Below are 18,735 nucleotides of genomic sequence, written 5' to 3' on the forward strand. Positions count from 1 at the left end.
ATTAAACCCCGCCTTCCGGCGCCGAAACGCGGCCCGTCCGCTCCAGCTTGCCCCAGCCGGTGCCCACCCCGCGCACGGCAGCAGCCACCGCGCGGATCACCACCGAATACATCAACTGGCGATAGACGAAGCGCTGAGCCAGCAACAGGAAGGGGCGGAACTTCTTGTCGCGCACATCCATGCGATAGGCGATCCAGCCGCACACAAGGTCGATGGACGAAAACGCCGCCCAATAGACCGCCATACGCAGCACGTCGGTCTGGGTCTGGGCCCAGCCATGCTGGATCACGCGGGTGATCGTGCCCAGAATCGAGACGACCAGCGCCAGATCGATGGTGGGCGAAATGACCGCGAACAGGATCTGGAACACCCAGGCCTGCGGCACGCCGATAAAGGCCAGGCCCCCCGGCTTGCCCCGGCGCATGATCTTGCGGTGCTTCCACAGGCATTGCAGCGTGCCATAGGACCAGCGGAAACGTTGCTTGGACAGGGCGCCAAAGCTCTCGGGCGCCTCGGTCCATGCCACGGCCTCCTCGTCATAGGCGACCTTCCACTTCTTGCGCTGGATGGCGATGGTCAGATCCTGATCCTCGGCCAGCGTGTCTTCGGGATAGCCATTGACGCTTTCCAAGGCCGTGCGCCGCCATGCGCCCACCGCGCCCGGTACCACCATGATCGCATCAAAGCGGGTCAGCGCGCGGCGCTCGATATTCTGAGCCGTGGTATATTCCACCGCCTGCCAGCGGGTGACCAGATTGACCCGGTTGCCCACCTTGGCATTGCCCGCCACCGCGCCGATTTTCGGATCGATGAACCAGCGGACAAGGCGCAGGATCGTTTCTTTCTCAAACTGCGTATCGGCGTCCAGCGCGACGATGATCTCGCCGGTGGCTTCCTTGAGCGCCTTGTTAAGCGCGCTCGCCTTGCCGCCATTGACCAGCGTCATCAACCGCACGCGCGGATTGTCGCCGAATTTCTCGGTGACGATAGCGCTGGTCTGATCCTTTGATCCATCGTCCACCACGATCACATCGAGATAGGGATAGGTCGATTCCAGAATGCGTTTGACGCTGGTCTCGATCACCTTCTCCTCGTTGAAACACGGGATGATGACGGTGACCTTGGGGCGGAAGGTGGCATCGGGCGTGGGCGCTTTGCGCTTGGCCGGTAGCATGGCCAGCGCCACCAGCGTGACCGAGCGCAGCACGCCCAGCGCGATGGCGAAGAAGAACGACCAGTTGAGCACCACGATCATCACGCCGATCGAGGTAAAGGCGAAAACGTCGGCGCGCACCGCCATCAGGTCATAGCCCTTGACCGGCGGCATCACCTGATCGGGCGTCAGTCCGGCCAGTTCGGCCACGGAGACGAATTTGTACCCTTGCTGGCGCAGCGCGACGATGATGCCGGGCAGGGCGGTGACGGTCTGCTCGCGGTCGCCGCCGCCATCGTGCAGCAGGATGATATTGCCCGAATAGCCGGGGCGGCCTTCCTTGACCTGCGCCAGCGTGGAATCAACGATATGCTGTACGCCGGGGCGCATCCAGTCATCGGGGTCCACATGCAGGCCTACGATCGTATAGCCATGCTCCTGAGCGATTTGCGCGGGCACCAGTTCGTCGGCAGTGGTAGGTTCGGCGTCACCGAAATAAGGCGCGCGAAAAAGGCGCATCGAGCGGCCCGTATAGGCTTCGACCAGCCGCTGGGTCGCGTTCAGTTCAAGCCTTATGCCGGTTTCCGAGGAATTGGCCATGTTGGGGTGGGTATAGGAGTGGTTGCCGATCTCCATTCCCGAAGCAACCATCCGTTGCAGGATATCGCGGTTCGACACCCCGTTTTCGCCAATGACGAAAAAGGTGGCCGGCACCTTGTACTGCTCAAGGATCGAGAGGATCTTGGGTGTCCAGATCGCGTCCGGCCCATCGTCAAAGGTCAGCGCGACTTTTTTTTCCGCATAGCCTGTGCGCTGCACCTTATAGGGCGTGGGCAGGCTGTCATAGGTCTGGCCCGAAACCAGCCCGGTCTTGGGGTCAAAACTGACCCTGCGTTCGCCTTCACGCGGGGTCGAGGTGATGCGCAGGATTTCGCCTGCGCCCTCAACGTCGGCGTTGGCGGTCTGGGTGATATGGCTCAGATCGGGAAAAGGGTTTTGCTTTCCCCCGCTGCGCCAGCTTTGCAGCGCCTGCCAGAAACCGGGGTCCTCGGTGCCCAGACGCCAGAGCGCGATATTGCCCACGCCCAGTTGCGAGAGAATGCGCATCTGGTTCCAGCTGGCCGCGGCATCGACCATCCACACGTCATGGCGTTGGCCATTTTCGAGGAAGGAGAAGCCGGTGTTGCCGCTGGCCTTGTCATAGGTGGGCGTGGTGGCCGAATCATGGGCCGACAGCCAGGCTTCTTCGACGGTCAGGCTCTCGGCGCCATTCTTGCCGTCGGGGCCGGGGTGCCAGTCATAGGCATAGGAGCCCAGCGCGATGATCACCTTGTCGGCGGGCATATTGCCGATGGCCTTGCGTACCTTGCTGGCGAACCAGTCGTTCGAGGCAATCGGGCCGGGCTGTCCGCTGGCCCAGTGTTCGTCATAGGCCATCAGGATGATTTTGTCGGCCACCGCAGCAAACTGCGAAGGCGACCAGCCATCGCCTTCCATCGGCAGGGTGACGGCAACAACTTGCCCTGTGGGATCGAGCGCGCGCTCGACCTCGGCGATCATCGAGCGATAGGCGGGGATGTCGCTGGGGCGCAGGTCTTCAAAGTCGAAGATGATGCCCGCGTCGCCCGATTTCTTCAGGTAATCGATCAATTGGCCGATCAAGGCCTTGCGCTTGGCCTTGCTGGCGAAAAGCGCGATGGCGGCGGGGCGGGAAAAGCCCTTGTCATCGACATTCTGCAGCACCGGCACCACCAGCGGGCGATGCAGCGCCGAAAGCAGGATGCGCCGCAGCGGGCGATCCTCGCTGACATGCAGGTTGCCCGCCATGTCGATGTTGAGCGAGGTGGGGGCCACCCAGTCGACCTGATTGATATGGCGCAGCAGCGATGGCGCCGAGGCATCCGACCAGTTCGAATAAAAGGCGACGGTGATCGTCTGACCCTTGCTGTTCGCGCGCTGTTTGGGCGGCGTGCTGAACATGCGCGAGAAGGAATGCGACAAGCGCGAGACCTGTGTGCGCATGGGCAGCGCTGTGCGCCGTTCAAATCCCAGAGGCAGCGGAGAGGGTGCAGGAATATGCACCACGGTCGTGGCAAAGGCGATGGCGGCCACCACCAGCGCGATAAGCCCGAAGAAGGTCAACCGCCGCGTCCAGCGCCGACGGCGCCCCGAGGGATCGAAAAATACTGGTCTGGACAAGTCCGCCCCACCTTTACACTGCGAAGACAGGCGCTTCATCCCGAGCGCCCTTTGGGCCGTCTCTAGCATCGCCAGCCTTCGCCGGAAAGCGGCGGAAATCACCCCTGCGCGCATTCTTCCCCAATTCAACGAAAACGCCCCCCTTGGCGGATGCCAAGAGGGGCGTCTCGGGCCGTTCCGGGGAAATCAGGCGGCCAGAGTGTTGAGGATCGGGTCTGGCCCGCTCAACCGCACCGCAGCCCCGCCGCGACGCCGGCGCGCGATCCATTCGCCCAGCATTTCAGCGGTGGTATGGTCGATGCCATGCACATCCTTGAGGTCCAGATGGACCGCACGATCCGCAGGCACGCTTTCCAGACGGTTGGTCAGCTTGGTCAGGCTGAGGAAAGTAGCCGAGCCCTGAAGGGCAACGTGATGCCCATCGTCAGTGTGCTTTTCCTCAACGCCCAAGCGCAGCCCCTTGGCCAGCGGGATCAGTTCCACCAGCGAGAGCAGCAGGCCCGCGATCACGCCCGTCAGCAGGTCCTTGCCCACCACCAGCGCGAAAGTCACGACCCAGATTGCCGCCGGGATCACGCCATAGTTGTGGAACAGATGCGTGACATGCTTGAGGCTGACCAGACGCCAGCCGGTAACGACGAGAACGCCGCCCAGAGCCGCCATCGGCACTTCGCGCAGCAGCCAGGGCAGCAGCGCAACAAAGGCCAGAATCCACACGCCATGCAGGATGGCCGAAAGCCGGGTCATCGCACCCGCCTGCACATTGGCCGACGAACGCACGATCACGCCCGTCATCGGCAAAGCGCCCACCGCGCCGCACAGCATGTTGCCGATGCCCTGCGCCCACAATTCCTTGTTGTAATTGGTACGCACGCCATCATGCATACGATCCACTGCAGCTGCGGACAGCAGCGTTTCGGCGCTGGCGATAAAGGCGATGGCGATGGCGGCGGTAATGACCGCCGTATCGCCCAGCGGAGCAAAGAAGCCCGCACCCGGCGTGCCAAAGGCGGCGGCCAGCGATTCGGGCACCGCGATGCGCGTGACGTTCATGCCAAAGCTGGCCGCGATGATCGTGGCCGCGCCCACGCCCAGCAGCGCGCCGGGAACCAGAGCGAGCTTTTTGGGACGCCACTTTTCCCATGCCAGCATGACAAGGATTGTGGTCAGGCCAAGGCCCAGCGCCATTTCGGTCGAGCGAATGTCAGGCGAAAGGCCCAATACGCGCCCCGGAATGGCCGCCAGATTGGCCAGCCCGTTCGACATCGGCTTGGCGTCGAACAGGATGTGGAACTGGCCCAGCACGATCAGCGCGCCAATGCCCGCCAACATGCCATGGACCACCGCCGGGCTGATCGAGCGGAACAGGCCGCCAAGGCGCGCCACGCCCGCCACCAGCTGAATCGCGCCCGCCAGCACCAGCATCGGCCCCAGCGCCGACAGCCCGTGATCGCGCACGAATTCGAACACGATCACCGCCAGACCCGCCGCCGGGCCCGACACCTGCAAGGGCGAACCGGCCAGCGCGCCCACGACAATGCCGCCGATCAGGCCCGTTACCAGGCCTTTCTCCGGCGGCACGCCCGAGGCGATGGCGATGCCCATGCAAAGAGGCATCGCCACCAGAAAGACGACAATGGAGGCGGTGAAATCGCGCGCCAGAAACGCGCCGATCCCGCTCTTTTGTGTCGTCTGGCTCATTCGGCCGCCTCCGCGACGAGGGTTTCGTCGGCGATCCGACGCGAAGCGGGCATGGCGACGGGCAGCGGGCTGTCTTCACGCAGGGGCACGAAATGTCCGGTGTCGCCATCAAGGCCCAGCACCTGCCCGGCATGAATATCGACAAACCAGCCGTGCAGCGCCATTTCGCCGCGCGCAATGGCCGAGGCCACCGAGGGGTGGGTGCGCAGATGGGCGATCTGGGCGATGATGTTTTCCAGCGTGATCGCGCGGACGCGTTCCTTGTCCTGCAAATGGCCCTTGCAGGTCGAAACGATATGTTCGGCCGCCGCGCCATGATCCAGCCACGCCTTCACATTGGGCATGCGCTCAAGGCCGACGGGGTTGGACAGCGCCTTCATCGCGCCGCAATCCGAATGGCCGCACACGATGATGTCGCGCACGCCAAGAGCGGCCACTGCATATTCCACCGTGGCCGACACGCCGCCAAGCTGGGTGCCGTAGCTGGGCACCATATTGCCCGCGTTGCGGCATACGAAGAGGTCGCCCGGTTGGGCCTGAAGGATCTGTTCGGGCACCACGCGCGAGTCAGCGCAGGAAATCATCAGCGCCTTGGGGAATTGCCCATGGGTGGTCAATTTGTTGAACAGCTCGCCACTGGCCGGAAAAGTGGTCTTTTCAAAGCTGAATACGCGGCCAATCAGTTCGTTCATGGTCACACCTTTCGATCTGTTGCCTGCCGCAAGGGGGGCTGGCTGATGAGACCAATTTATGTGTCCGATTTTGCTATGACCGCGCGGCTATGTAAGGAAGTGTTGCTAAAAACTGAGCGCCGCATGAACCGCTTACATCGGCGGCTGGGGCAGGCGGATGAGGGCGCGCAGGCCCCCCTCGGGCTTGTTCGACAGGATCAGTTCTGCCCCCTCGCTGCGCAGAACCCGCACCACGATGGGCAGGCCCAGCCCCATGCCCGCCGTATTGCGCGCCCGCGCGCTGTCCAGCCGGATGAAGGGCTGCAGCACCTTGCCCAAATGCTCCTCGGGAATGCCTGGCCCATCATCCTCGACCGCCAGCGTGACGCTGGCCTTTTCGATCTCGACACGCACCATGACATTGCCGCCATAATGCAGCGCATTCTCGATCAGGTTCGACATGGCCCGGCGCAGCGATACCGCGCGTGCCATCACGATCAACCGGTCCGGCCCTTCATAGTCGGCCGGATAGCCGCGATCCTGCGCGCCATCGACCAAGGTTTGCGCCATCGCGGCAAGGTCCACCGGCTCCTTGGCGGGGCCGGGTTCGTCCAGCGCGACGAAATCCTGAAGCGAGGAGAGCAGGTCGCGCATTTCCGACAGATCGCCATCCATCGCATCGCGCTCGTCAATGTCCATCGGCACGCCATCCAGCCGCAACTGCATTCGCGCCAGCGGCGTGCGCATGTCATGGCCGATGGCCAGCATGGTCTGGGTATTGGCGTCGAGCAGATCGTCGATCCGCCCCTGCATCGCGTTAAAGGCGCCGATCAGTTCGCGCACCTCGGCCGGGCCGTCCATTTCAATCGGGCGCGCATGGGGCGTGCCGACATGCCGACTGGCCCGCACCAGCCGCCGCAGGGGGCGCAGCGAGGCATAGACCAGAAACCATGCCAGCGGCACCAGCAGCAGCGTGGGCAGAATGATCCGCAGCACATAGCCCGCGCGCAGGGCGAAAATGTCGCGCGCCTCGCTGTGGAAGGTGATCAGCGAATTGTCGGTCAAAACCATCGAGCCGTCGACCTCATGGCGGGCATGGAGCGGGGCCAGATGCAGTTGCAGCCGGTATTGGTTCAATTGCGGCTGATAGGCGATCAGCTGATGCTGCAACGTGCCCAGATCGAGGGCAGCCAGCGGGCGGTCGGCCCCGGTCGGCTTCCAGCGGATTTTCAGGCCCGGACTGCTCAGTTCGCGCGCCAGACCGTCGCGCCGCGCGGGCACGTTTTCCTCCAGCAACCGCGCGGCAATCGCCAGCCGGTCGGCCAGACTGTCGGCCTCCTCGGCCTCCAGCGCGAATTCATTGGCGCGCTCGAACAGGATCGCATTGGCGCCGATGTCCACCAGCATGACCACCGCCAGAATGGCCAGCATCCGCGCGGGCAGGCCCAGAGCATGAAGCCATTTCAATGGCGCGCAACCTCGGCGGTGAACATATAGCCGATGCCGCGCACGGTGGCGATCGGGGCCTGACCATTGGGGTTGGACAGTTTACGGCGCAGGCGGCTGACCAGCACATCGATGCTGCGGTCAGAGCTGTCAGACAGGCGCGTGCGCGACAGTTCGATCAGGCGCTGACGCCCGATCACGCGCTGGGGCTGGCCGAGGAACGTGGCGAGCAGATCGAATTCGGCGCCCGTCAGATCGACCAACGCCCCTTCGGGCGAGCGCAGTTCATGGCGCGAGAGCGAGAGCGACCAGCCATCGAAGGTCAGCATCTTTTGAACGGGCGCGCGTTCCTCGTCGCTGCCGCCGCGTCGCAATACCGCGCCGATGCGCGCGATCAGCTCGCGCGTGCTGAAAGGCTTGGCGAGATAATCATCCGCGCCCAGTTCGAGGCCCAGCACGCGGTCCTCCTCGCTGCCGCGCGCGGAAACAAAGATGACGGGCGTGTCCGATTCCTTGCGCAACCGGCGGAAGAGTTCGATGCCCGTAGTGCCCGGCAGCATGATGTCCAGCACGATCAGATCGGCCGGGGCGCTGTCGAGCATCACCCACATTTCCGCGCCCGTGCTGGCCGTGCGCACGTCATAGCCATTGGCGCGCAGCGCCCGCGCCGTCAGCAGGCGCAGCGCCGGATCGTCTTCTACAAGCAGGATGGATTTTGCTGTCATGATATTTTGAACCTGGCCGTGGAACGGCGAACAGTAAAGGCGATCGGGGCGCGAGGTAAAGACCTCTTGCCCCGATCGCAAGGGGGCAGGCGCGGATGGAGTGGCGCCTGCGGCATGAACCGGCCTCAGGAGGGTTCTTGGGGATCTTCGGCCGGAACGCGTAAAACGGATCAATGCGGGGCGGGGATCAGCGCTGTTCCATGTCTGGCAGGTAACCGGATCATTTCGTCCTCTATGCATTCGATGATGCTGATCTAAAGCGCCCATTTTGCGGGTTAAGTGCCGGTTTGTGATAAAATGTTTCTGCGCAGGCTGCTTGCGGGCGGGGCGCAATGACGACATTCTGGGCCTATTGCATCTGCACAAAGGGGCCTTCCCATGAAACTGCTTCGTTCCGGCGCGTTCCTAGCGCTGGCCTTCGCTCTTTCCGCGCCGGCAGGCGCGCAAAATGCCGTTACGCCCATGACGCCCGATGTGGTCAAATCCTATGGCGCGGTGCGGCCCGATGCCGATTTTACCCTGCGCGAGGTGATGATCCCGATGCGCGACGGCACGAAACTCTACACCGCCATCGTGTTTAAGAAGGGCGCGAAGAACGCCCCCATCCTGATCTCGCGCAGCCCCTATAACGCGCATGGCGACGTGACGCGCACGGCCAGCCAGAAGATCACCGAGATCCTGCCCGCGATGGATGCCGAATTTGCCGAAGACGGCTATATCCGCGTCTATCAGGACATTCGCGGCATGCACAAATCCGAGGGCGACTGGGTGCTTAACCGCCCCATCGTCGGCCCGCTGAACAACAGCGGCATCGACGAGGCGACCGATGCCTATGACACGATCGACTGGCTGGTCAAGAATGTGCCCGAAAGCAATGGCAAGGTGGGCATTATCGGCAGCTCCTATCTGGGCTTCACCTCGCTGATGGCGCTGATCAACCCGCATCCCGCGTTAAAGGCCGCCGTGCCGCAAAGCCCGATGGTCGACGGCTGGATGGGCGATGACTGGTTTCACAATGGCGCGTTCCGGGTGAACAGCTTCGACTATATGGTCGATATGAGCGTGGGCAAGGGCGACAGCGACGCCAAAATCCCGCGTGGCGCAGGCGATGATTACAATGCCTATCTGGAGGCAGGTTCTGCGGGCGATTTCGCGCGTAAATGGGGCATTGAAACCATCCCCGGCGTGCGCAAGCTGATGGAGAACCCTGCCTATACCCCGTTCTGGTCGCTTCAGGCGGTGGACAAATGGCTGGCCGCGCGGCCTTTGACCGTGCCGACCATGCTGGTCGTGGGCCAATGGGATCAGGAGGATTCCTATGGCGCCCCGGCGGTCTATCGCGCGCTGGAGCCCAAGGACACCGCTAATGACAAGCTCTCGCTGGTGATTGGGCCGTGGCGGCATTCGGGGGTCAATCACTATGGCTATGAACTGGGCGACGTAACCTTTACCGGCGACACGGCGCATGAATTCCGCGTCAAATGGCTGAAACCCTTCTTCGACCACTGGCTGAAGGATGCGCCCGATCCTCACACGCCGCCGGTGCTGACCTATGCCACGGGCGTGAACCAGTGGGAGGTCTCGCAGAAATGGGATGATGCGAAGCTGACCCCGCTCTATCTGGGCGCTGCGGGCAGTCTGTCCTTTACGCCGGGCGCTGCGGGGCATGACGATTACGTGTCCGATCCTGCCCATCCGGTGCCCTTCATGCCGCGCCCGCTGTCCATGGCGGATCGCAAGCAATGGACGACATGGCTGGTCCATGATCAGCGCTTTGTCGAGGATCGCCCCGATGTGCTGACCTATAAAAGCGCGCCTTTGGACAAGCCGATCCATATCAAGGGCGCACCCCGCGTGGACCTCTATGCGGCGACAACGGGGACGGATGCCGACTGGGTGGTCAAACTGATCGACGTGGCCCCCGACACCACGCCAGAGGCCACATCACAGGGCGCCAAGCCTGCCAATCCCGGTTTCGAGCTGCCGCTGGGCATCGAGATTTTCCGGGGCCGCTATGTCCATGGTTTCGCCACGCCCGGTGCGTGGAAGCCTGGCAAGGTGGAAAATGTCCGCTTTGAACTGCCGCATATCAACCATGTGCTGCTGCCCGGACATCGCTTGATGGTGCAGGTGCAATCCAGCCTGTTCCCGCTCTATGACCGCAATCCGCAGACCTATGTCGCCAATATCTTCAACGCCAAGCCCGGCGATTACAAAGCTGCCACGCAGAGCATCCAGCGCGGTGGGGCCACGGCCAGCGCCGTCCTGTTGCCCATCGTGCAGGATTAACCGGGGCAGGGGGCGGTTCGGGCCGCCCCCTTTCTCAGAACAGCCCGCGATAGGCCCCGCCGTCGATGGCAAGGCTTTGCCCCGAAATATAGCCCGCCTGCGCCGAACAGAGGAACGCGCAGGCATCGCCAAATTCGGCCGGATCGCCAATGCGCCCTGCCGGACCGCGCTGGCCGATGCGGCGATAGGCTTCCTCGATGTCGATATTTTCCGATGCCGCGCGCCGCTGGGCCAATCCGGCCAGACGGTCGGTGCGAAAGGGGCCGGGCAGCAAATTGTTGATCGTCACGTTTTCGGCCACCGTGTCGAACTGCGCCGCCTTGGCCAGCGCCATCAGCCCCGCGCGCGCCGCCACCGACAGGCCCATATCGACCGTGGGCGATTTTACCTGTGCCGAGGTGATGTTGACGATCCGGCCAAACCCGCGTGCCCGCATGCCGCCCGCCACCGCGCGGATCATCGCGATGGGCGAGAGCATGTTGTTGTTGACCGCGCTCAACCAGTCCTCGTCGCTCAATTCTTCCTGATGGCCATTGCGGGGGCCATGATTGTTGTTGATGAGAATATCAGGATCGGGGCAGGCAGCCAGCACGGCGGCGCGGCCATCGGCTGTGTTCATGTCGCCCACCACGCGGCGGACCGTTGCCCCCGTGGCCTCGAAAATGCTCTGCGCGGCGGATTGCAACCGACCATCATCGCGCCCGTTGATCCACACAACCGCCCCCTCACGCGCCAAAGACGTAGCGCAGGCCAGACCAAGCCCTTTGGAAGAAGCGCAAATTATCGCGCGGCGACCGGCAATTCCCAGATCCATGAGTGCTCCTTAATCTTGGCGCCCTGCTTTGCCGCCAGTCGGATTTTTGGGCAAGTCCTGCTCTTGCCCCGCCTGAATCATGGGCCTAGAGCCTTTCGCAAATGCAGCAAACGACTCCCCCGGCGGCTGATGCAGCCCTTATCGAAGAGGCAGGCGGCTCCAGCGATTATCGCCTGATCGGTCTGATCGTGGCCTGCGCGCTGTTCATGGAGCAGTTCGACGGCACGGTGCTGACCACGGCCTTGCCCACCATCGCGCGTGATTTCGGCGTGCGGCCCCCGGCGCTCTCGGTAACGGTGACGTCCTATCTGCTGGCGCTGGCGGTGTTCGTGCCGGTCTCGGGCTATATGGCCGACAGGTTTGGCGCGCGGCGGGTGTTTTGCGCGGCGATCGGTGTGTTCGCGCTCGGTTCACTGGGCTCGGCGCTGACGAATGGGCTGGAAGCCATGGCGGCGGCGCGTTTCCTGCAAGGCGTGGGCGGGGCGATGATGCTGCCGGTGGGGCGTCTGGTGATGCTGCGCACGGTGCCCCCGCGCGATCTGGTCAATGCGACCAGCTGGATGCTGATGCCCGGCCTGCTGGGGACGATTCTGGGGCCGCCGCTGGGGGGCTTTATCGTCACCTATATGCATTGGCGGGCGATCTTCTGGATCAACATCCCGATTGCCGCGCTCGCGCTGGTGTTGGTTTGGCGCAACATTCCCGATATCCGCGCGCAGGAGCCGCCGGTGTTCGATGCGGTGGGTTTTGTGCTTTCGGCTGTGGCGCTGGCCGCGCTGATGGTGGGGTTTGAGGCGGCGGGGCCGATCCATGCGGGCGCGGTGGCGCTGTTGCCGCTGGGGCTGGGTGTGGTGATGGCGCTGGCCTATTGGGCCCATGCGCGGCGGCATCCCGCGCCGATCATGGATTTCGCGCTGCTGCGCCATCGCAATTTCCGCCTGTCGTGGATTGCGGGGTCCATCACCCGCCTGTTGCAGGGCGCACAGCCCTTTCTGCTGGCGCTGATGGTGCAATATGGCTTTGGCTTTTCCGCCGCGCGGGCGGGCACGATCACGCTGGCAACGGCGGTGGGGTCCATCGTGATGAAGGGGCTGGCAGGACCCGTGCTGCGGCGGCTGGGCTTTCGCCGGGGGCTGACGCTGATGGGTGCGGCGGGCACGGTGGTCTATGCTTCCTGCGGGTTCTTCTCGCCCGCATGGCCGGAATGGGCGATCTGGGGCGTGCTGGTGCTGGCCGGATTTTTGATGTCGTTTCAATTCACCGCCTATAACACCATCGCCTATGACGGATTGGCCAGCGAGGAAATGAGCCGCGCGACCAGTTTCTACACCACGTTTCAGCAGCTCACCCTGTCGCTGGGCGTGTGCATGGCGGCCACGATCCTGCAGATCAGCACCGCCGCGCACGGCGTGAATCACCCCGAATTGCGCGATTTTGCGCTGGCCTTCTGGATCATCGCCGCGATCAGTTTTACCGCGATCATTCCCAATCTGGCCTTTGCCCCCGATGCCGGATCGCGCCTGACCGAGACGGAATGACGCGATACTGACGCATTCGCGCCGCAAGGGCGCGTTTTGGGACGCCGATGGGCAGAACGCTTGACGTTGCGGGGCAACCAGCCCATGGCCCGATCCGACTTTTTACGTCCTGATTTTACCTGATCAACATTTTCGGGGGTCACTTGACCAAGGCAGTAATTCTAGCGGGTGGTTTGGGAACGCGGCTGGGCGAGGAGACGTCGAGCCGACCCAAGCCGATGGTTGAGGTGGGTGGTATGCCGATCCTGTGGCATATCATGAAGATCTATGCCGCGCATGGCGTCAATGACTTCATCATCTGTCTTGGCTACAAAGGCTATGTCATCAAGGAATTTTTCGCCAATTACTTCCTTCATGCCGCCGATGTGACCATCGATCTTGCCAATAACAAGATGACCGTTCACGAGGTCAAAAGCGAGCCTTGGACGGTGACTTTGGTGGACACCGGGCCGACGGCCCAGACGGGCGGGCGCCTGTGGGGAGTGCGCCGTTTCCTGACCGATGGCGAACCATTTTGCTTCACCTATGGCGATGGCGTTTCCGACATCGACATTTCGGCCGAACTGGCGTTTCACCGTGCCCATGGCAAGAAGGCGACGATTGCCGCCGTTGCGCCTCCGGGCCGGTTTGGCGCGCTGGAATTCGGCGATGGTTCGGGCGGGCATGAAGTCACCAGCTTTAAAGAAAAGCCGGCGGGCGATGGCGGCCTGATCAATGGCGGCTTCTTTGTGCTGGACCCTTCGGTGATCGACCTTATCTCCGGCCCGGATCAGGTTTGGGAGGATTATCCTCTCGAAACGCTGGCCCATAGCGGCGAACTGGTGGCCTTCCGCCATGATGGCTTTTGGCAGCCGATGGATACTTTGCGCGACAAGCAGCATCTGGAACGGCTGTGGGCGCAGGGCGCTGCGCCGTGGAAGACGTGGTAAGCGATTATGGCTGTCGTGCATGATCCATCCTTCTGGGCGGGCCGCCGGGTTCTGTTGACCGGGCATACCGGCTTCAAGGGAAGTTGGCTGGCGCTCTGGCTGCATCAGATGGGCGCGGTGGTGACGGGCCTGTCCTTGCCTGCCGAGGAGATCAGCCTGTTTCGTCAGGCGCGGGTCGAGGGCCTGCTGACGCATATCGAGGGCGATATCCGCGACATGGCCGTGGTCGAGGCCGCCGTGGCGCAGGCCGACCCGGAGGTGGTGTTCCATCTGGCCGCGCAGCCCCTGGTGCGCCTGTCCTATGAAACGCCGGTGGAAACCTTCGCCACCAATGTCCAGGGCACGGTGCATGTGCTGGACGCCTGTCGCCGCGCGCCGAATCTGAAGGCGATTGTCGCGATCACCTCGGACAAGGCCTATGAGAATCGCGAATGGGTCTGGCCCTATCGTGAGAGCGATCCGATGGGCGGGCATGATCCCTATTCGGCCAGCAAGGGCGCGGCCGAACTGGTGATCGCGGCCTATCGGCGCAGTTTCTTTTCCGAGCTGGGCGCGCCGCTGCTGGCCTCGGTGCGGGCGGGCAATGTGATCGGCGGGGGCGATTGGGCGCTCGACCGGCTGGTGCCCGACATCATCCGCGCGCTGATTGCCGGAGAGCGTCCGATGATCCGTTCGCCCCATTCGATCCGCCCGTGGCAGCATGTGCTGGAGGCGCTGGGCGGCTATCTGTTGATTGCCGAGACGTTGGCCAAGGGTGAGGCATGGGCGGCCGAGGGCTGGAATTTCGGCCCCGCCGATGATGACACCCAGCCGGTAAGCTGGATCGCCGACCGGATCACGCAGCGCTGGGGCGATGCCGGTTGGGACCAGCCCGAACAGGTCTCCGGCCCCCATGAGGCCAAGATTCTCAAGCTGGACTGCGCCAAGGCGCGCAATTATCTGGGCTGGCGTCCGGCATGGGGTCTGGGCGAGGCCTTGGGCCGGATTGTGGAATGGCATAAGAGCGTGGCCCAGGGCGGCAATGCGCAGGCGATTTCGCTGGCGCAATTGACCGCCTATCGGGCCCTGTTCCATCAAGACTAAAAATGTTTCAACACGTCTGAAATCTTCAGAAGACAGTTTACAGGCAGACAGTTTCTATGGCCACGATCGATAATCCGATGCTCGACCTTTCCTCCGCCGTGGCGGGCATGGTGAAGGACAGCGACGAAGGGCAATTGCGCGAACTGATCCTTGGCCTGTCCGAGGAATATGCGCGCCGCTATCACAGCCCGCGCGCGTTTCTGCCCGGTGAGAGCGTGGTGCCGGTGTCGGGCAAGGTCGTGGGCGAAGGCGAGCTGCGCAATCTGGTCGATGCCAGCCTCGACATGTGGCTGACCACGGGGCGTTATAACACGCAGTTCGAGGAAAAGCTGGCGGCGCGTCTGGGCGTAGCCCATGCGCTGACGACCAATTCGGGTTCGTCGGCCAATCTGCTGGCGTTGGCGGCGCTGACCTCGCATTATCATCGCAGCGATGCGTTGAAGCCGGGCGATGAAGTGATCACCGTGGCGACGGGTTTCCCCACCACGGTCAATCCTTCGCTGCAATATGGGCTGGTGCCGGTTTTCGTCGATTGCGATATCCCGACCTATAATATCAAGCCCGAGATGATCGAAGCGGCGGTGTCGGACAAGACCCGCGCGATCATGATCGCCCATACGCTTGGCAATCCTTTCGACATTGCCGAAGTGATGCGTGTTGCCGAAAAATACAACCTCTGGGTGGTCGAGGATACGTGCGACGCGCTGGGCGCGACGTTTGATGGCAAGCCGGTGGGCACGTTCGGCCATCTGGGCACGCTTTCGTTCTATCCGGCCCATCATATCACCATGGGCGAGGGCGGGGCGGTGTTCACCGACAAGCCGCGCCTGAAGCGCGTGGTCGAATCGTTCCGCGACTGGGGCCGCGACTGCTGGTGCGCGCCGGGTCAGGACAACACCTGCGGCAAGCGGTTCAACCGCAAGCTGGGCACGTTGCCGCATGGGTATGACCACAAGTATACCTATGGCCACGTTGGCTATAATCTGAAGATCACCGATATGCAGGCGGCCGTTGGCCTTGCCCAGCTTGACCGGCTGGACGGCTTCATCGCCGCGCGCCAGCGCAATTTTGACAAGCTGACGCAATTGCTCAAACCGCTGGAGGATATCTTCATCCTGCCGCAGGCCACCGAGCGTTCACAGCCTTCGTGGTTCGGCTATCCCATCACCATCCGCCCCGAAATCGGCATCAACCGCGAGGCCTTGGTCGAATTCCTGACCGAGCAGAAGATTGGCACGCGCCTGCTGTTTGGCGGCAACCTTTTGCACCAGCCCTATATGAAGGGCCGCAGCGTGCGCGTGGTGGGCGATCTGGCCAATGCCGATCTGGTGACGACCAATACTTTCTGGTTGGGCATCTATCCGGGTTTGACGGATGACCACCTTAGTTATACCGCCGAGCAGATTGGTGTCTTCCTTGCGGATCATTACGGATCGGCTAAGGGCTAAGCCATCAAGGTTTGATACGCACGGGCAGGGTCGGAAAAGCCAGCCGAAGAGGTTTAGACGTGAACGCATACGAAAAACGCATGTTGGCGATTCTGGCCGAGGGCGCGGCCAAATACGGGTTTGTCTCGGTCAAGGCCGAGTTTGAGGCCGAGGGCACGCGCAGCGATGAATTCCTGCGCCTGCTCGAACTGGCGCGGCGCGCCGGTTTGAAGGTCGCGCTCAAGATCGGCGGTTGCGAGGCGATCCGCGATCTGATCGAGGCGCGCCAGTATGGGGTCGATTACATCATCGCTCCGATGGTCGAGACGCCCTATGCGCTGTCCAAATTCATCGCCGCCAAGGACAAGGTGTTTGCCAAGGACGAGCAGGCGGACATGTCGTTCCTGTTCAACGTGGAAACTGCCACTACGTTTGAATCGCTGGAAAAGCTGGGCGAAGTGGCGCAGGCGGGCAATGTCGGCTTTGTCTTCGGGCGGGTCGATTTCGCCGGCTCGCTGGGCCATGACCGTTCGTTTGTGAACAGCGATGCGATGGCTGACTATGTCAATGCCGTGGCCAAGGTGGCGCATGAACGCGGCCTTGAACTGGTCGTGGGCGGCGGGGTCAGCCCGGATTCGGTGTCGCTGCTGGCGGGCGCCCGCGCCCATCGTCTGGACCGGTTCGAAACGCGCAAGGTCGTGTTCGACGCCGCCGTGGTCGAGGATGGCCGCGCGGCTGCGGGCATGGAACTGGCGATTGAGTTCGAGCTGCTCTGGCTGAAGAACAAGCGTGATTTCTATCGCGGCATTGCCGAGGAAGACGCCACCCGCATCGCCATGATGGAGGCGCGTCAGGCCACCATCAAGACCGCCGAGCCTGCGTAAACCATCATGGCTGAGACTATCCGGGTCGCGGACCTGATCGCCCGCCTGTTGGTGCAAAGCGGTGTTTCTGACTGCTTTATGCTGACGGGCGGCGGGGCCATGCATTTGAACGACGCCTTTGGGCGCGAAGCGGGCCTGCGCAAGATCTTCAACCACCACGAGCAGGCCAGCGCCATCGCGGCGGAAAGCTATGCTCGTCTGTGTGGCAAGCCTGCGCTGGTCAATGTCACCACGGGGCCGGGGGGCGTGAACACGCTCAACGGCGTCTATGGCGCCTATGTCGATTCGGTCCCGATGATCGTGGTGTCGGGTCAGGTGAAGCGCGAGACGATTGCGGGCAATTTCCCGCATATCCCGCTGCGCCAGTTGGGCGATCAGGAAGTCGATATTGTCGGCATGGTGCGGCCGATCACCAAATATGCGGTCGTGCTGCAAGACCCGGCGCAGGCGCGCAAGGTGGTGGAAAAGGCGATCTACCTTGCCACGCGCGGGCGGCCCGGCCCGGTGTGGATCGATGTTCCCATTGACGTTCAGGCCGCGCCCGTGGACCCTGATGCGCTGGAGGCTTTTGATCCTTCGGCAGATGTGGATACGGCAAGTGAGTGGAACGCGCCCAACAATGCCGCCGAAACCGGGGCCTTGACCGGCGCGGATTTGCAGGCCGAGGTCGGCGCGATGCTGGCCGAATTCTGTGCGGCGGAGCGGCCTGTAGTGTTTGTCGGCGCGGGCGTGCGCCTTTCGAATACGCATGAGCGGTTTCTTGCGCTGATTGAAAAGCTGGGCGCGCCGGTGGTGACGGGCTGGAACGCGCATGATGCGCTGCCCAATGCCCATCCGCTCTATGTCGGCCGTCCGGGCAGCGTGGGCGACCGCGGCGGCAATTTCGCCGTGCAGGGCGCCGACTATGTGCTGGTGCTGGGCAGCCGTCTGAATATCCGCCAGATCAGCTATAATTGGCAGAGCTTTGCCCGCAATGCGCGGGTGGCGATGGTGGATATTGACCGGGCCGAACTGGGCAAGCCGACGCTTAGCCTGCATCGTGCGATCCATGCCGACCTGCGCGATTTCTTTGATGCGGTCGATGCGCTGGGCGTTTCGGGCGAAGGCGCGGAGAACCGCGCCGCCTATCTGGCGCGCAGCCGCGAGCGCAGCGCCCAATATCCCACCGTGCGCGATGAATTTCGCAGCGAGACCGGCCCGATCAACCCCTATGTCTTTGGCGAGGCGCTGTTCAACGAGCTGGAAGAAGGCGACATCATCGTCTCGGGCGACGGCACGGCCTGCGTCACGATCTTCCAATGCGCCGACCTCAAGGCGGGCCAGCGGCTCTACACCAATTCCGGCTGTGCCAGCATGGGCTATGACCTGCCGGGCGCCATCGGGGCCTATTATGCCGGTGGCGGTCGTCGGATCATCTGTCTGGCGGGCGATGGCTCGATCATGATGAACCTGCAGGAATTGCAGACCATCGTGGGCGCAGCGTTGCCGATCAAGATCTTTGTCCTCAACAATGACGGCTATCACTCGATCCGCCAGTCGCAGGTGGCCCATTTCAAGGGCTTCTCGGTCGGTTGCGGGCCGGACAGCGGGTTGACCTTCCCCGACTTTGCGCGTCTGGCCGCCGGTTTCGGCTTCCCCGCGCGCAAGGCGGAAAAGGATGGCGATCTGTCTGCCGCGATCCGCGCCACTCTGGATGGCGAGGGCGCGCAATTGTGCGAGGTGATGATCGACAAGGCCCAGCAGTTCGAGCCCAAGCTGTCGAGCCGCCGTCTGCCCGATGGCACGATGGTCTCGCCCCCGCTGGAGGATCTCTCGCCCTTCCTGTCGGACGAGGAACTGGCGAGCGCAATGGCGCCCTGCGCCACCTTGCGTTAAG

At 63.0% G+C, this 18,735-nt stretch carries 13 protein-coding genes; 7 read left to right on the plus strand and 6 right to left on the minus strand.

What is annotated here, in order from left to right; translation table 11 throughout:
• Window position 1: 1 nt before the first annotated feature.
• The 5 genes from GGR38_RS13565 to GGR38_RS13585 form a co-directional block, all read right to left on the minus strand.
• Window positions 2–3,352 carry a trifunctional glycoside hydrolase family 18/polysaccharide deacetylase/glycosyltransferase family 2 protein gene (locus tag GGR38_RS13565; protein WP_183626403.1) on the minus strand — a complete coding sequence of 1,117 codons (3,351 nt, stop codon included), beginning with the start codon at window positions 3,350–3,352 and terminating at the stop codon, window positions 2–4.
• A gap of 186 nt (window positions 3,353–3,538) precedes the next feature.
• Window positions 3,539–5,053 (minus strand): SulP family inorganic anion transporter, encoded by a 1,515-nt coding sequence (locus GGR38_RS13570; protein WP_183626405.1) that lies wholly within the window; start codon window positions 5,051–5,053, stop codon window positions 3,539–3,541.
• Window positions 5,050–5,745, minus strand: a complete 696-nt coding sequence (locus GGR38_RS13575) for a carbonic anhydrase (protein WP_183626407.1) — start codon at window positions 5,743–5,745, stop codon at window positions 5,050–5,052. The genes GGR38_RS13570 and GGR38_RS13575 overlap by 4 nt, the downstream gene beginning before the upstream one ends.
• Before the next feature lie 132 nt (window positions 5,746–5,877).
• Window positions 5,878–7,191 carry an ATP-binding protein gene (locus GGR38_RS13580; RefSeq protein ID WP_246404655.1) on the minus strand — a complete coding sequence of 438 codons (1,314 nt, stop codon included), beginning with the start codon at window positions 7,189–7,191 and terminating at the stop codon, window positions 5,878–5,880.
• A complete protein-coding gene (locus GGR38_RS13585; protein WP_168604467.1) occupies window positions 7,188–7,895 on the minus strand; it encodes a response regulator transcription factor in 708 nt (235 codons plus the stop codon). The genes GGR38_RS13580 and GGR38_RS13585 overlap by 4 nt, the downstream gene beginning before the upstream one ends.
• A 378-nt stretch (window positions 7,896–8,273) precedes the next feature.
• Between GGR38_RS13585 and GGR38_RS13590 the strand changes: the two genes are divergently transcribed.
• Complete coding sequence (locus tag GGR38_RS13590) at window positions 8,274–10,184, plus strand: CocE/NonD family hydrolase (RefSeq protein ID WP_183626409.1); 1,911 nt, start codon at window positions 8,274–8,276, stop codon at window positions 10,182–10,184.
• A gap of 34 nt (window positions 10,185–10,218) precedes the next feature.
• Here the strand turns inward: GGR38_RS13590 and GGR38_RS13595 are convergent, their stop codons facing one another.
• Window positions 10,219–10,998, minus strand: a complete 780-nt coding sequence (locus GGR38_RS13595; protein WP_183626411.1) for an SDR family oxidoreductase — start codon at window positions 10,996–10,998, stop codon at window positions 10,219–10,221.
• A 101-nt stretch (window positions 10,999–11,099) separates the two neighbouring features.
• Here GGR38_RS13595 and GGR38_RS13600 point away from each other — a divergent pair, with 101 nt between their 5' ends.
• From GGR38_RS13600 to GGR38_RS13625, 6 genes are all read left to right on the plus strand, one after another.
• Window positions 11,100–12,536: an MFS transporter gene (locus GGR38_RS13600; RefSeq protein WP_183626413.1), complete on the plus strand. Its 1,437-nt coding sequence runs from the start codon at window positions 11,100–11,102 to the stop codon at window positions 12,534–12,536.
• A gap of 143 nt (window positions 12,537–12,679) precedes the next feature.
• Complete coding sequence (gene rfbF / locus GGR38_RS13605) at window positions 12,680–13,465, plus strand: glucose-1-phosphate cytidylyltransferase (RefSeq protein WP_183626415.1); 786 nt, start codon at window positions 12,680–12,682, stop codon at window positions 13,463–13,465.
• 6 nt (window positions 13,466–13,471) lie between these two features.
• Entirely contained in the window at window positions 13,472–14,548 is a 1,077-nt protein-coding gene (gene rfbG / locus GGR38_RS13610; protein WP_183626417.1) for a CDP-glucose 4,6-dehydratase, read from the plus strand.
• Between the two features lie 56 nt (window positions 14,549–14,604).
• Window positions 14,605–15,996: a lipopolysaccharide biosynthesis protein RfbH gene (rfbH, locus tag GGR38_RS13615; protein WP_246404657.1), complete on the plus strand. Its 1,392-nt coding sequence runs from the start codon at window positions 14,605–14,607 to the stop codon at window positions 15,994–15,996.
• 59 nt (window positions 15,997–16,055) lie between these two features.
• Window positions 16,056–16,859 carry an aldolase/citrate lyase family protein gene (locus tag GGR38_RS13620; RefSeq protein ID WP_183626420.1) on the plus strand — a complete coding sequence of 268 codons (804 nt, stop codon included), beginning with the start codon at window positions 16,056–16,058 and terminating at the stop codon, window positions 16,857–16,859.
• 6 nt (window positions 16,860–16,865) lie between these two features.
• Window positions 16,866–18,734, plus strand: coding sequence for a thiamine pyrophosphate-binding protein (locus GGR38_RS13625; RefSeq protein WP_183626422.1), 1,869 nt, complete (start codon window positions 16,866–16,868; stop codon window positions 18,732–18,734).
• Window position 18,735: the final 1 nt, after the last annotated feature.

It is taken from the genome of Novosphingobium sediminicola, assembly GCF_014196525.1.
GTDB lineage: Bacteria > Pseudomonadota > Alphaproteobacteria > Sphingomonadales > Sphingomonadaceae > Novosphingobium > Novosphingobium sediminicola.